Raw genomic sequence first — 13,599 nt, 5'->3', positions numbered from 1 at the left:
TTGCCCGCCGGGGGCGCGCCTGCGCGTGCGCTTTCCCTGCAAGCGACCGAGTGACTCGAGAGAACCAAGGACAAGAGGGTTCCCTGCGAACTTCAAACAACCTGGAGGCGACGATGAAGATCCGGTATTTCCTGATGGCGTTCCTGGTGCCGTGCGTCACATTGCTGACGCATGCGGCAATCACCGGGGTCAGTCCGATGACGACCCTCAACAAGATGGCCACGGCGGCTGCCGCTGTCGTGGCCGACCCGCTCCCGCTGCAGGGGCCGGGCCTGGGCAACCTCACCTACACCTCGGCGGAACTGTTCAAGCCGGTGTCGATGATCACCAGCGCCGCGCACCCGCTCGACCCGGCGCACAGCGACGCCTACGAGGCGCGCGACGTGCCCGCCACGTACCCGGGCCGCAAGGACTACGGCATGAACGCCGGCATCATGGTCAACGGCTACTTCCTCACCTCCTTCGCGCCGGACAGCGGCCTCGGCCCCGGCGGCTTCCTGCTGTACGACGTGTCGAACCCGCGCCAGATCAGGCTCGTCAAGAAGATCTACGAGCCCGATGACGCGACAGGCGGCCGCACCAAGGAATTCCGCGAAACGCACTCCTTCGGCACCGCGAAGATCGGCGGCAAGACCTACGTCGTGCTGCCCAGCATCAATGGCGTCGAGTTCTGGGACTTCACCGACATCAACGACATCAAGCAGGTGAAGAAGCTGGTGTTGCCCGGCGTCAACTCGGGCGACTACGAGAACGTGTCCTGGCAGCTGTGGTGGCAGGCGCCCTACCTGTACGTGGCCTCGGCCGGCCGGGGCATGTTCATCGTCGACGCGACGGACCCCGCGAACGCGGTGGTCGCCAACCGCGGCGCCGGCAAGCCCAACCCGGTGCCCACGGGCGAACTCGGCGGTTTCCGGCTCGGCCCGATCTTCACGATGGGCAACCACATGGTGCTGACCGCGATGGAAAGCAACGGCGGTTTCGCGAGCCTGGACATCTCCGACCCGCTCAACCCCAAGGTGCTCGATTCGATCGCCGGCGCCACGCCGTTCTATTACGCGACCTGCTTCGACGGCAAGAGCGTGCACGCCTCCGCGCGCGGCAGCGGCGCCAAGATGTACAGCTACGACCTGAGCGACCGCTCGCGCTTCGTGGCCGAGGACAACCGGCTCGTCATCGACGAGCAGCTCTACTGCGCCACGCAGGACAACTACGTCATTCAAGGCGCGCAGACCCGCATCCACAAGGTGGACGTGAGCAACCCGCTCAACCACGTGGAGGTGGGCCGCGGCAGCATCCTGCGCGAGGACGACCCGAACTTCTCGCACTCGGACAACGGCCAGGTCGCGATGTTCGGCAACCTCGTCTTCGTGGGCAACGACCACGGCTCGGGCAGCGGCTTCGTCGTGCACGCGGTAGACCCCGACACCACCAAGCCCGAAGTGAAGCAGGTCTCGCCCGCCAACGGTGCGAAGCAGCAGGCCCTCAGCTCGCGCATCGGCCTGGGCATGACCGACAACATCCTGCCGGAGAGCGTGAACAGCAACACCTTCATCGTGCGTCCGGTGGGCGGCAACACGCTGGCGGGCACCTACAGCGTGCAGCTGGGCATCGTCAACTTCCATCCCGCGCAGCCGCTGCTGCCGGGCACCAGCTATGAGGTGTTCCTGCCGGCCAACGGCGTGAAGGACTATGCGGGCAACGCCATCGGCGCCGACTACCGCTCCACCTTCAACACCGGCAATGCCAGCGACATCAACCTGATGCACCACTGGCCGCTGACGGGCAACCTGGGCGACCAGATCGGCGCCAACAATGGCACGCCCGCCACCGGCGACGCGTTCGAGAGCATCGGCCTGAACTTCGCGAACCGCACCGCCGGCGTGCCGCTGAAGAACGACACCGTGGCCAGCGCGCTGGGTGGCACCGCCTCGCTGAGCTTCTACATGAAGACCACGCAGGCCGGCGCTGCCAACTCGTGGACCGCGCCCGGCATTTTCGGTCGCGACCAGTCGGGCGGCACCGACGACGTGTTCTGGGGCTGGCTGGACACCGGCGGTCGCATCAAGCTCTCGGTGGGCAACGACGGCGGCACCACCTCCACCGCGGCCGTGAACGACGGCAACTGGCACCACGTCGTGCTCACGCGCGACGCGGCCTCGGGCGCGCAGGCGGTGTACGTCGACGGCGTGAAGACCACGTCGACCGGGCCGACCGGCACCAAGGGCCTGTCGACCAAGTTCCAGGTCATGGGCCAGATCCAGGGCAACACCGCGCTCTTCAAGGGCACGCTGGCCGAGGTGCGCGTGTACGGCCGCGTGCTCGGCCAGGCCGAGGTGGACACGCTGCGCGGCCAGGCCATCATCGGCGACCCGGGCCTGGGCGGCGGGCCCAAGCTGGTCAACGGCCAGCTGAGCTTCAACCCCGCGACGCTCGGCGCCAGCGGCGTGCAGTTCCGCTGGAACTTCGGCAACGGCACGCAGACGGCGTTCTCGAACCAGCCGAACACGAGCTACACCTACACCACCCCCGGCCACTACACGGTGACCCTGACGGTGAAGGACAGCAGCGGCCGCGAGACCTACTACACCTACAACGTGACCGTCATCGCGCCGGTCACCGCGACCGCGCCCACGCACACGACCAACATCGCGGGCGATGCCAGCCGGGTGTACTCGGTGAACCCCGACAGCGGCACGGTGGCCGCCATCGACGCGCAGACCCTCGCCAAGCTGTGGGAAGTGCGCGTGGGCGACGAGGCCAAGACGCTGGCCGTGGGCCCCGACGGCCGCATCTGGGTCGCGGTGCAGGGCGAGGACAAGCTGGTGGCGCTCAACGCCGCCGACGGCTCGCAGTCGGTGTCGATCCCGCTGGCCTACGGCAGCGGCCCCTACGGCGTGGCCTTCACGCCCAACGGCGCCAAGGGCCTGCTCACGCTGGAAAGCAAGTCGGTGCTCATGAGCTTCGACCCCAGCAACGGCGCCACCACCGGTGCGCTGGCGCTCGAGGGCGGCGTGCGCGGCATCGCCGTGAGCGCCGACTCGCAGGTGGCCTACGTCACGCGCTTCAAGTCGAAGATGACGGGCGGCCAGCTGCACAAGGTCAACCTGCAGTCGCTGACCGCGCTGCAGACCATCCCGCTGCCGGTGGACACCACGACCGTCGACACCGAGAGCCGCGCGCGCGGCGTGGCCAACTACCTGAGCCAGGTGGTGATCTCGCCCGACGGCTCGCGCGCCGTGCTGCCTTCGAAGAAGGACAACATCGTGCGCGGCCGCTTCCGCGACGGCAAGGACCTGCCGCACGACCAGACGGTGCGCTCCATCCTGTCGCAGGTGAACCTGCAAAGCGCCGCCGAGGTGTTCTCCGAGCAGATCGACTTCGACGACCGCGCCCCCGCGCGCGCCGCGCTGTACTCGCCCGCCGGCGACTACCTGTTCGTGGCGCAGATGGAAGGCAACCGTGTCGCCATCGTCGACAGCTACACCCGCGCGATTCGCGGCGAGATCAACGCCAGCAGCGCCCCGCACGGCCTGTACCTGGACGCGGCGCGCAAGCGGTTGTTCGTGAACAACTTCCTGGCGCGCTCGGTGTCGGTGCACGACGTGGCGAAGGTGCTGTCGGCCGAGACCAACGCGGCGATCTTCCTGCAGAACGTGGCCACCGTGGCGCAGGAGCCGATGGCGGCCGCGGCGCTGCGCGGCAAGCAGGTGTTCTACAACGCGGCCGACCGGCGCATGAGCAAGGACAACTACATCTCCTGCGCCAGCTGCCACGCGGACGGCGGCGACGACGGCATGGTGTGGGACTTCACCCAGCGCGGCGAAGGCCTGCGCCGCACCATCAGCCTGCAGGGGCGGCGCGGCACCAGCCACGGCAAGCTGCACTGGACGGCCAACTTCGACGAGGTGCAGGACTTCGAGAACGACATCCGCAACGAGTTCGGCGGCACCGGCTTCCTGAGCAATGCCGACTGGACCGCCACGCAGGCCCCGCTGGGCGCCCCGAAGGCCGGCAAGAGCGCGCAGCTGGACGACCTGGCCGTGTACCTGGGTTCGCTCAACAAGTACATGCGCAGCCCGGCGCGCGCCGCGGACGGCAGCCTGAGCGTGGACGCGGTGCGCGGACAGACCGTGTTCAACACGGCCCAGTGCGCCACCTGCCACACGGGCGCCACCTTCCGCGACGGCCTGCGGCACGACGTGGGGACCATCCAGGCCTCGTCGGGCAAGGGCAGCAACCAGCCGCTGGCGGGCGTGGGCTTCGACACGCCGACCCTGTCGGGTACCTGGAACACCACCGCGTTCTTCCACAACGGCCAGGCGGCCACGCTGCAGGACCTGCTCGCGGGCGGCCACGGCAACGCCTCCAGCCTGCCGGCGAACGACGTGGTGGCGCTGCGCGAGTACGTGCGCTCGCAGGACACCGCCCCGGCGGTGGTCACGCGGCTGCGCTCCGACCTCAACCCGACGATGTGCGTGAACATCAAGGGCGCCTCGACGACCAGCGGCGCGACGGCGGTGCAATGGCCGTGCGGCAACGCGGGCAACGAGAAGTTCACGATGACGCCCGTCACCGGCGGCTACGTGCAGTTCATCGCCGAGCACAGCGGCCTGTGCCTGGCGCAGAACGGCACGGCGACCACGAACGCGGCTGTCGTGCAGGTGGCCTGCTCGACGGGCAACACGGCGCAGTGGAGCCTGGTGGGCGGCACGGTGCGCAACCGCGCCTCGGGCTCGTGCCTGGACGTGCCGAACGGCTCGACCACGCAGGACACGGCGCTGATCACCTGGACCTGCAACGGCGGCAACAACCAGAACTGGACACAGCTGCCGTAAGCACCTCGCTTCGCGCCTGAGCCCAGGCCGGCCGTTTCGACGGCCGGCCTTTTTTTCGTCTGGCGCATGACCTCCCGCGTCATGGATTCGATGCACCCGCTCTGGAACAGTGGGGCCATCGATTCATCAACCAGGAGAAAAAACCATGACCGGCTTCAACATCCTCCCGCTCGCCGTCGCCCTGCTGATCGGCATTGCCGCACTGGGTTCGTGCATCGGCATCGCGCTGGTGGGCCAGAAGTTCCTCGAAGGGACGACGCGCCAGCCCGAGCTGGTCGACACGCTGCAGACCAAGTTCTTCCTGGTCGCGGGCGTGACCGACGGGGCCTTCATCATCGCAACGGGCATCGGCCTCTGGTTCGCGACGGCCAGCCCCTTCGGTTGACGTTTGCGTAACCTTTGGCGAGGGGTCGGCGTGCCGGAAGTCACGGGGTTCACTGGCACCATTCGTGCTAGTACCGTTGACACCGAATTGTTTACGGCTAAAGTATTTAACTATCAACAGTTCAGTTGTCTCAACCCTTCCCTAGCCGGAGAACCCGATGCGCCCCACGTTCCTGAAATCGCCCGCGCTGCCGCGCACCCTGATCTCGCTGCTGCTGTGCGGCGCCGCCCTCGGGGCCTCGGTGTCGGCCGTGGCCGCGCCGGTCAAGGTGGGTTTGGCCCTTGACATCTCGGGGCCTTTCGCGGCCCTGGGCGCCGAGGCGCGTGACGGCTTCGCGCTGGGCATCAAGCAGCTGAACGGCAAGCTCGGCGGGCAGGACGTGGAGTTCGTGCAGGCCGACATGGCCGGCAGCCCCGACCAGGCCAAGCAGCTGGTCGACCGCATGATTCAGCGCGACAAGATCGACATCTTCAGCGGCCCCATCGGCTCCAACGTGGCGCTGGCCGTGGGCCCGACGCTGTTCAACGCCAAGGTGCCCTACCTGTCGGCCAACGCCGGCCCGAGCCAGTTCGCCGGTGCGCAGTGCAGCCCCTACTTCTTCGGCACCGCCTACCAGAACGACCAGTTCCACGAGGCCGCCGGCAAGTTCGCACAAGACCGCGCGTTCAAGAAGATCGTGCTCATCGCCCCCAACTACCCGGCCGGCAAGGATGCGCTGGGCGGCTTCAAGCGCCAGTTCAAGGGCCAGGTGGCCGACGAGCTGTACACCAAGCTGGGCCAGATCGACTACGCCGCCGAACTCGCGCAGCTGCGCGCGGCCAAGCCCGACTCGATCTACTTCTTCCTGCCCGGCGCGATGGGCATCAACTTCATCAAGCAGTTCGTGGGCGCGGGCCTGTCCAAGGACATCACGCTGGTCACCAGCGGCTTCTCGGCCGACGAGGACGTGATCGGTGCCGTGGGCGAGCCGATGCTCGGCCTGTTCAACACCTCGCACTGGGCGCACGACCTGGACAACGCCGCCAACAAGGCCTTCGTGGCCGCGTTCCGCAAGGAATACAACGGCCGCTACCCGTCGGTGTACGCCGCGCAGGCCTACGACGCGATCCTCGCGATGGACGCCGCCGTGAAGCAATCGGGCGGCAACGCGCAGAACCGCGAAGCCGTGGTCGCCGCGCTGAAGAAGGCCAACTACGCCTCGACGCGCGGCACCTTCAAGTACGCGAATAACCACTTCCCCATCGAGAACTTTTACCTGCGCGTGATCGGCAAGGACGCGCAAGGCAAGGTGACGAACAAGCTGATCAACACGGTTCTCACGAACTACGGAGACAGCTACGCCGCCAAGTGCAACATGAAGTGATGCGGCTCGTCTTTTCATGAGCGGCATCCTCGTCCTCGAGCAATTGCTCAACGGCATCGGCTACGGCCTGATGCTCTTTCTTCTGGCGGCGGGCCTCACGCTGGTGTTCGGCATCATGGACGTGCTGAACCTGGCGCACGGCTCGCTGTTCATGGCCGGCGCCTACGTGGCGGCCGAGGCGCACACGCGCACCGGCTCGTTCGCCGCCGCCATCGTCGTCGCGGTGCTCGTCACCGTGGTGGTGGCGCTGCTCATCGAGGTGCTGCTGATGCGCCGCCTCTACAAGCGCGACCACCTGGCGCAGGTGCTCGCCACCTTCGGCGTGATCCTGGTGGCCGACGACATCGTCAAGATGATCTGGGGCCCCTCGCCCATCATGGCGCCCACGCCGGCCGCGCTCTCGGGCCCGGTCGAGCTGATGGACGGCCTGCCCTACCCCTCGTACCGCCTCGTGGTGCTCGCGGGCGGCCTGCTGATGGCGCTGGCGCTGTACGTGCTGGTGAACCACACGCGCATCGGCATGCGGGTGCGCGCGGGGGCGTCCGACCGGCCGATGGCCGAGCTGATGGGCGTGCGCGTGGGCCGCATCTTCAACGGCGTGTTCCTGCTCGGCGCGGCGCTGGCCGCACTGGCCGGCGCGCTCATGGGCCCGATCGTCGCGGTGCAGGTGGGCATGGGCGAAGCCATCCTGATCCCGGCGCTGGTGGTGCTGGTGATCGGCGGCATCGGCTCGGTGCGCGGCGCCTTCGTGGCCGCGCTGCTGGTCGGCGTGGTCGACACCATCGGCCGCGCCTTCGTGCCGATGTTGCTGCGCGCCACGCTGCCGCCCGCCACGGCGGCCGACCTGGGGCCGCTGTTCGCCGAGGTGGCGATGTACGCGCTCATGGTCGTCGTTCTGATCTTCCGGCCTTCCGGCCTTTTCTCGGCCCGCGCATGAAACCCTCGTCACGCACCTTCGGTCTCGGGCTGCTCCTCGTGGCGCTCGCGGCCTTTCCGCTGGTCGCGCCGCTGTTCGGGCTCGACTTCTACATCGGCTTCGTGCGGCGCGTGCTCATCGTCGCGCTGGCCGCCGCGAGCCTGAACTTCATCCTCGGCTTCGGCGGCATGGTGGCGCTCGGGCACGCAGGTTTCATCGGCATGGGCGCCTACACGGTGGTGGCGCTCAGCGACGCCGGCGTGATGTCGGCCTGGCTCCTGTGGCCGCTGGCCGCGCTGGTGGCGGGCCTGGTGGCCGCGCTGATCGGCACGGTGGCGCTGCGCACGCGCGGCGTGTACTTCATCATGACCACGCTGGCCTTCGCGCAGATGCTGTACTTCGTCGTCGTGTCGCTGCGCAAGTACGGCGGCGACGACGGCTACACGCTGATGTCGCGCCCCACGCTGCTGCCGGGCCTGGACCTGGGCAACGAGTCGACCTTCTACTGGGTGGTGCTCGTGGTGGTGGCGCTCGCGCTGTGGTGGCTGCATCGCGCCACGCAGGCGCGCTTCGGCCACGCGCTGATGGGCATCCGCGACAACGAGACGCGCATGCGCGCGCTGGGCTACCCGGTGTTCCGGCTGCAGCTCGTGGCCTTTGCCATCGCCGGCGCGATCGCCGGGCTGGCCGGCGCGCTGCTGGCCGGCGGCAACGGCTTCGTGAGCCCGGCGACCATGCACTGGACGCAGTCGGCCACGCTGGTGGTGATGGTCGTCATCGGTGGCCTAGGTCGCAGCTGGGGCGGGCCGGTGGGCGCCGTGGTCTGGCTGGTGCTGGAGGAAGCGCTCAAGCAGCACACCGAGCACTGGCACATGCCGCTGGGCCTGCTGCTGATCGCCGTCGCCCTCTGGGCCCCGCGCGGCCTGGCCGCGCTGTCGACGAAACGCCGCACGGTCGCAGCAGCAGCGGCTTCCGCTGCAACGGCCGCAGGGAGCGCCAAGCCATGAGCCTTTTCAGAATCGAAGGGTTGGTCAAGCGCTTCGGCGGCCTGCTGGCGACCGACCATGTGAGCCTCACGGTGGAGCGCGGCGAAGTGCATGCGCTGATCGGTCCCAACGGCGCGGGCAAGACCACGCTGGTGAACCTCATCACCGGCCTGCTGGAGGCCGACGCGGGCCGGCTGATGCTCGACGGGCAGGACATCACGGCCTACAAGGACCACCAGCGCGTGGCCGCCGGCATGTCGCGCTGCTTCCAGGTGACGCGCGTGTTCGCCAAGGAAACGGTGCACGACAACCTGATGCTCGCGGCGCAGGCCCATGCAGGGAGCAGCCTGCGTTTCCTGGCACCGCGTGCGAACGAACGCGACCTGGTCGACCGCGCCCACGCGCTGGCCGACCGCGTGGGCCTGGGCAGCGAACGCCACCGCATCGCGGGCACGCTGCCGCACGGCGCGCAGCGCGCGCTCGACGTGGCGCTGGCACTGGCCGCCGAGCCCAAGCTGCTGCTGCTCGACGAGCCGATGGCCGGCATGGGCCCCGACGAGTCGGCGCGCATGGTCGATCTGATCGAATCGCTGCGCGAATCGATGGCCATCCTGCTCATCGAGCACGACATGGACGCCGTGTTCCGCCTCGCCAACCGGCTCACGGTGCTGGTGCAGGGCAAGGTGCTGATGAGCGGCACGGCCGACGAAGTGCGGGGCCACCCCGATGTGCAAGCCGTGTACCTCGGCACCGAAGCGGAAGGACACGCATGAGCACGACGACCACGACATCCACCCTGCTCGAGGCCACCGCCATCGAAGCCGGCTACGGCGCCAGCCAGGTGCTGTTCGGCATCGACGTGCGCGTCGGTGCGGGCGAAGTGATGGCGCTGCTGGGCCGCAACGGCATGGGCAAGAGCACGCTGCTGAAGGTGCTGACCGGCACCATCGCGCCGATGCGCGGCGGCGTGCAGTTCTGCGGCGCGGCCATCGGTGGCCACCGGCCCGACGCCATCGCGCGGCGCGGCATGGCCATCGTGCCCGAGGGGCGCCACGTGTTCCCCAACCTCAGCGTGGACGAGCACCTGCGCGCCTTCGCACGGCCCCGGCCCGGCAGCGCGCCGCGCTGGACCGTGGAGGCGCTGTACAAGCTCTTTCCGCGCCTGTCGGAGCGCAAGGCCAACGCGGGCAACCAGCTCTCGGGTGGCGAGCAGCAGATGCTGGCCATTGCGCGCGCGCTGTCGACGCACCCGCGCCTGCTGATCCTGGACGAAGCCACCGAAGGCCTGGCGCCGGTGATCCGCGAGGAGATCTGGCACTGCATCGCCACGCTGAAGTCGGAGGGCGAGGCGATCCTGGTGGTCGACAAGTACGTGCAGCGCCTGCTGCCGCTGGCCGACCGCCACGTGATCCTCGAACGCGGGCGCGTGGTGTGGCAGGGCGACTCGGCCGCGCTCGACGCCGACCGGTCGCTGTGGACGCGCTACCTGGGCGTGTGAGTCGGCGTTCGTCCGTTCGCTGCTAGCGCGGACGGCACGCCAGGAAGTTGGCCCACGTCACGTCGTCGCGGCCGATCCACTGGCTGTCCCATTGCAGGTCAAGGCCCGCCGTCGCCAGCGCGTCGGCGAATGCGTCTTTCGACCAGTACACGGTCTGGTAGTCACCGAGGGTCTCGCCTTCGCCGATGCGCATGGCCGCGAGGAAGACCCCGCCGGGCGCGAGCGCATCGAACACCTTGCGCAGCACCGGCGCGATCTGCGCGCGATCGACATGGATCAGCACGCACATCGCAAGGACCGCGTCGCAGGGACCGCCCAGCGCATCCGTGACGACATTGAGCAGTTCGCCCTTCTTGCCGCGCTCGGCCTGCAGGTCGAGAAACGCCTGGACCGCATCGGTGCGCCTCACGACGCCGCCCAGGGATTCGACGAGATCGGCGTCCTGCCCCGACCCGGAACCGATCTCGAGCACGCTGCCACCGGCGGGCACGCGCTGCATCATGCGGCGCACCGCGTCCTCGATCTCGGGCGGCCGGTGGCCCGCGACGATCGCGTTGTAGTCGCGCGCGGACGCTTCGTAGGACGCAAGGGTGCGGTCCATGTGCTCGTGCACCGGGGTGGGGACGGTCATGGGCGCCTTTGCCGGGTTCAGACCGAGCGCGTGATGCCGCCGTCCACGCGCAGGTTCTGCCCCGTGATGTAGCCCGCGCCCTCGGAGGCCAGGAAGCCGATGGTGGCGGCGATCTCGGCGCTGCGGCCGTAGCGGCCCATCGGGATGCGCTCGCGGAACACTTCTTTCTCGGGCAGGCTGTCGATGAAGCCGGGCAGCACGTTGTTCATGCGCACGTTGTGCTTGGCGTACTGGTCGGCGAAGAGCTTGGTGAAGGCGGCGAGGCCGGCGCGGAACACGCCCGAGGTCGGGAACACCGGGTCGGGCTCGAAGGCGGCAAAGGTCGAGATGTTGATGATCGCGCCGCCGCCCTGCTTCACCATGTGCGGCGCCACGAGGCGCGCGGGGCGCACGGCGCTCAGGAAGTAGACGTCCATGCCGCGGTGCCAGTCGTCGTCGCTGATCTCCAGGATCGGCGCGCGGGGGCCGTGGCCGGCGCTGTTCACGAGCACGTCGATGCGGCCCCATTCGGCCATGACCTTGTCCACGAGGCGCTGGATGTCGTCGTTCGACTGGTTGGAGCCGGTCACGCCGATGCCGCCGAGTTCCTGCGCCAGCGCTTCGCCCTTGCCCGACGAGGACAGGATGGCCACGCGAAAACCGTCGTCCGCGAGCTTGCGGGCCGCGGCGGCGCCCATGCCGCTGCCGCCGGCGGTGACGATGGCTACTTTCTGATCTGACATGGTGGGTTCCTCCTTCGGATGAAACCCCGTAGCCTACCCCTCGATGTCCCAGCGCGCTTTCACGGGGAAAGGCGCGCTGTCCTGCAGGGTGAAGCGCTTCAGGTCTTCCTCGAACTCGGCCTGCGGCATCAGCGAGGGCACCTGCTCGGGCCTGGCGCGCGGGCCCGTCTTGAAAGGCCGCGACACCAGCGGCTGCCGGCTCAGCGCCCGCAGGTAGGCGGCGGTTTCCGTGTCGTCCATGAAGGCCGTGACGGTGGCCACGTCGGCCGCGATGCGCTCGGCCATCTCGGGCTCGGACAGGTCCCAGTCGCCGAGGTAGCTCAGGTCGACAAAGGCTTCCAGGAACCTCGCGCAGACGAAATCGGCGAACGAGCCGTGGCCGACGCTGCTTTCCTCGTCGTCGTGCCACACGAAGGCCACGCCCACGGCGCCGCCGTCCAGCGGCACGAGGCAGTAGGCGTCGCCCGCGCCCGATTGCGCAAAGGGCAGGAAGCGGCGGCCGTCCTGCCACTTGGCGTCGAGCCACTCATCGAGGTCGTTGGCCGCCTGTTCGGCGTCCAGCCACTCGAAGTCGGGGAAGCCGACCAGATCGGGCGGCCCGCTGGCGAGGAGCTGTTGCAGCAGCGGGGGAATTTCGATGCCGGTGCGGCGCGAGAGATCGTCGAACGTCATCGTTCAGGCCGTCGGCAACGTGGCCTGCATCGACGGCCGATGGTTGAACGCAGCGAACCACTTCGCGCTGTTCGGCGCCTGGGCGCGCCAGTCCACCGAGGGAAAGCGGAAGTCCATGTAGCCCAGCGCGCAGCCGAAGGCGATGGTGCCGATGTCGACGCGATCGCCGAACGACGGCGCCGCCGCCTCGAGCCATTCGAGGCCGGTGCGCACCTTGTCGAGCTGGCCGTCGGTCCAGTCGCTCCAGCGCAGCGCCTCGGGGCGCAGCATGGTCTCGTAGCGCGCGAGCAGCGCGGCGCCGGTCATGCCGTCGGCCAGCGACAGCTCGGTCAGGCGCGCCCAGCGCGCGGGCCCGGTGGCCGGGAACAGACCGCCGGCGTACGCGGTGTCGAGGTACTCGCAGATCACGCGGCTGTCGAACAGCGCCTGGCCGTCGTCGGTGAGGAAGGTCGGCACCTGGCCCAGCGGGTTGGTCGGCAGGATGCGGGCGTCACGCTTCACCGGGCCAGCCGCGCTGGGCAGCTTCTCGATGCGGTCGGCCACGCCCAGCTCGTGGGCCACGACCATGCACTTGCGCACGAAGGGAGACGCGGGAGAGAAGAAGATCTTCATGGCCAGGGTGAACGAGTGGATGTTGAAAAAAGAGGCAGGACTTTCAGCCCGTGATCGGCGTGCGCGGCGATCCCGGCTTGCGGATGCGCAGCATGCCCTCTTGCGCCGCCGAGGCCACGAGGCGGCCGTCGCGCGTGTAGAGGCTGCCGCGGCACAGGCCGCGCGCGCCGCCCGCGCTGGGCGAGTCGACCACGTAGAGCAGCCAGTCGTCGAAACGGAAATCGCGGTGGAACCACATCGCGTGGTCCAGGCTGGCGGGACGCACCTGGCCGCTCATGAAGCTCAGGCCGTGCGGCAGCATGGCGGCGCGCAGCAGGCCGTGGTCGGAGGCGTAGGCCAGCAGCGCACGGTGCACCGTCAGGTCGTCGGGCAGCGGCGCGATGGCGCGCATCCAGATGGCGCTCTGGTTCTCGGTGGGGCGCACCTCGGGCCGCAGCAGGTCTTCGGGGTCGACGCGCCGGTACTCGATGCCGTGCGGCTGGATGGCCTTGGAGCGCCAGGGTTCGGGCAGGCGGTCGCCGAGCGCGATGCGCTGGTCGAGTTCGCTGGTCAGGCCCTCGGGGCCTTCGACCGCGGGCATGGGGAACTGGTGCTCGACGCCCTCGTCCACGGTCTGGAACGAGGCCGACATCTCGAAAATGATGCGGTCCTGCTGGCGCGCCACCACATGGCGCGTGGTGAAGCTGCGGCCGTCGCGCACGCGGTCGACGCTGTACTCGATGGGCGCGTGCTCGCCGGGCAACAGGAAGTAGGCGTGCATCGAATGCACCGGGCGCTCGGCGCCCACCGTGAGGCTGGCAGCCATGAGCGACTGGCCGAGCACCTGGCCGCCGAAGACGGCGGGCGTGCCGATGTCCTCGCTCTGGGCCAGGAAGCGGTCGCCGCCCAGCGGTTCGAGCTGCATGAGGGCGACGAGGTCGGCAACGAGGCGGGCGGCAAGGACGGGTTCGGGGGTCATCGGGGGAAGGGATTCGGCGCA

General features: G+C 69.0%; 12 protein-coding genes. 7 read left to right on the top strand and 5 right to left on the bottom strand.

Annotated features, from left to right (window positions below; genetic code table 11):
* Positions 1-113 precede the first annotated feature (113 nt).
* The 7 genes from AC07O4_RS27000 (at position 114) to AC07O4_RS26970 (ending at position 9,983) form a co-directional block, all read left to right on the top strand.
* Positions 114-4,835, top strand: a complete 4,722-nt coding sequence (locus AC07O4_RS27000; RefSeq protein ID WP_495306133.1) for an Ig-like domain-containing protein — start codon at positions 114-116, stop codon at positions 4,833-4,835.
* Between the two features lie 145 nt (positions 4,836-4,980).
* Positions 4,981-5,220 carry a F0F1 ATP synthase subunit C gene (gene atpE, locus AC07O4_RS26995; protein ID WP_062476044.1) on the top strand — a complete coding sequence of 80 codons (240 nt, stop codon included), beginning with the start codon at positions 4,981-4,983 and terminating at the stop codon, positions 5,218-5,220.
* Between the two features lie 157 nt (positions 5,221-5,377).
* Positions 5,378-6,583 (top strand): ABC transporter substrate-binding protein, encoded by a 1,206-nt coding sequence (locus tag AC07O4_RS26990; protein ID WP_307589826.1) that lies wholly within the window; start codon positions 5,378-5,380, stop codon positions 6,581-6,583.
* Positions 6,584-6,599: 16 nt separating this feature from the next.
* Positions 6,600-7,520 (top strand): branched-chain amino acid ABC transporter permease, encoded by a 921-nt coding sequence (locus AC07O4_RS26985; protein ID WP_495306132.1) that lies wholly within the window; start codon positions 6,600-6,602, stop codon positions 7,518-7,520.
* Entirely contained in the window at positions 7,517-8,506 is a 990-nt protein-coding gene (locus tag AC07O4_RS26980) for a branched-chain amino acid ABC transporter permease (RefSeq protein ID WP_495306131.1), read from the top strand. Before AC07O4_RS26985 ends, AC07O4_RS26980 begins: the two co-directional genes overlap by 4 nt.
* Positions 8,503-9,258: an ABC transporter ATP-binding protein gene (locus tag AC07O4_RS26975; protein WP_062476055.1), complete on the top strand. Its 756-nt coding sequence runs from the start codon at positions 8,503-8,505 to the stop codon at positions 9,256-9,258. Before AC07O4_RS26980 ends, AC07O4_RS26975 begins: the two co-directional genes overlap by 4 nt.
* A complete protein-coding gene (locus AC07O4_RS26970; protein WP_062476058.1) occupies positions 9,255-9,983 on the top strand; it encodes an ABC transporter ATP-binding protein in 729 nt (242 codons plus the stop codon). The genes AC07O4_RS26975 and AC07O4_RS26970 overlap by 4 nt, the downstream gene beginning before the upstream one ends.
* A 22-nt stretch (positions 9,984-10,005) precedes the next feature.
* Here AC07O4_RS26970 and AC07O4_RS26965 read toward each other — a convergent pair whose 3' ends face one another.
* The 5 genes from AC07O4_RS26965 to AC07O4_RS26945 are packed head-to-tail and all read right to left on the bottom strand — an operon-like array spanning position 10,006 to position 13,578.
* The gene (locus AC07O4_RS26965) at positions 10,006-10,614 is read right to left on the bottom strand and encodes a methyltransferase domain-containing protein (RefSeq protein WP_495306130.1); all 609 of its coding nucleotides are present in this window, start codon (positions 10,612-10,614) and stop codon (positions 10,006-10,008) included.
* Positions 10,615-10,631: 17 nt separating this feature from the next.
* The gene (locus AC07O4_RS26960) at positions 10,632-11,336 is read right to left on the bottom strand and encodes an SDR family oxidoreductase (protein ID WP_159278816.1); all 705 of its coding nucleotides are present in this window, start codon (positions 11,334-11,336) and stop codon (positions 10,632-10,634) included.
* 33 nt (positions 11,337-11,369) lie between these two features.
* Positions 11,370-12,008, bottom strand: a complete 639-nt coding sequence (locus AC07O4_RS26955) for an SMI1/KNR4 family protein (protein WP_495306129.1) — start codon at positions 12,006-12,008, stop codon at positions 11,370-11,372.
* 3 nt (positions 12,009-12,011) lie between these two features.
* Complete coding sequence (locus tag AC07O4_RS26950) at positions 12,012-12,620, bottom strand: glutathione S-transferase (RefSeq protein ID WP_495306128.1); 609 nt, start codon at positions 12,618-12,620, stop codon at positions 12,012-12,014.
* Between the two features lie 43 nt (positions 12,621-12,663).
* Positions 12,664-13,578 carry an acyl-CoA thioesterase gene (locus AC07O4_RS26945; protein WP_062476073.1) on the bottom strand — a complete coding sequence of 305 codons (915 nt, stop codon included), beginning with the start codon at positions 13,576-13,578 and terminating at the stop codon, positions 12,664-12,666.
* Positions 13,579-13,599 lie beyond the last annotated feature (21 nt).

The sequence above is a fragment of the Variovorax sp. GW821-FHT09D04 genome (assembly GCF_059416405.1).
The sequence above is the reverse complement of the archived record's forward strand: the minus strand, read 5'-3'. Positions and strand labels throughout refer to the sequence as shown.

Bases quoted from the DNA above. Each gene is read 5' to 3' on its own strand.
- AC07O4_RS27000 (WP_495306133.1), top strand. From the start codon at position 114: ATGAAGATCCGGTATTTCCTGATGGCGTTCCTGGTGCCGTGCGTCACA.
- AC07O4_RS26960 (WP_159278816.1), bottom strand. From the start codon at position 11,336: ATGTCAGATCAGAAAGTAGCCATCGTCACCGCCGGCGGCAGCGGCATG.
- AC07O4_RS26945 (WP_062476073.1), bottom strand. From the start codon at position 13,578: ATGACCCCCGAACCCGTCCTTGCCGCCCGCCTCGTTGCCGACCTCGTC.
- AC07O4_RS26990 (WP_307589826.1), top strand. From the start codon at position 5,378: ATGCGCCCCACGTTCCTGAAATCGCCCGCGCTGCCGCGCACCCTGATC.
- atpE (WP_062476044.1), top strand. From the start codon at position 4,981: ATGACCGGCTTCAACATCCTCCCGCTCGCCGTCGCCCTGCTGATCGGC.
- AC07O4_RS26975 (WP_062476055.1), top strand. From the start codon at position 8,503: ATGAGCCTTTTCAGAATCGAAGGGTTGGTCAAGCGCTTCGGCGGCCTG.
- AC07O4_RS26950 (WP_495306128.1), bottom strand. From the start codon at position 12,620: ATGAAGATCTTCTTCTCTCCCGCGTCTCCCTTCGTGCGCAAGTGCATG.
- AC07O4_RS26955 (WP_495306129.1), bottom strand. From the start codon at position 12,008: ATGACGTTCGACGATCTCTCGCGCCGCACCGGCATCGAAATTCCCCCG.
- AC07O4_RS26985 (WP_495306132.1), top strand. From the start codon at position 6,600: ATGAGCGGCATCCTCGTCCTCGAGCAATTGCTCAACGGCATCGGCTAC.
- AC07O4_RS26980 (WP_495306131.1), top strand. From the start codon at position 7,517: ATGAAACCCTCGTCACGCACCTTCGGTCTCGGGCTGCTCCTCGTGGCG.
- AC07O4_RS26965 (WP_495306130.1), bottom strand. From the start codon at position 10,614: ATGACCGTCCCCACCCCGGTGCACGAGCACATGGACCGCACCCTTGCG.
- AC07O4_RS26970 (WP_062476058.1), top strand. From the start codon at position 9,255: ATGAGCACGACGACCACGACATCCACCCTGCTCGAGGCCACCGCCATC.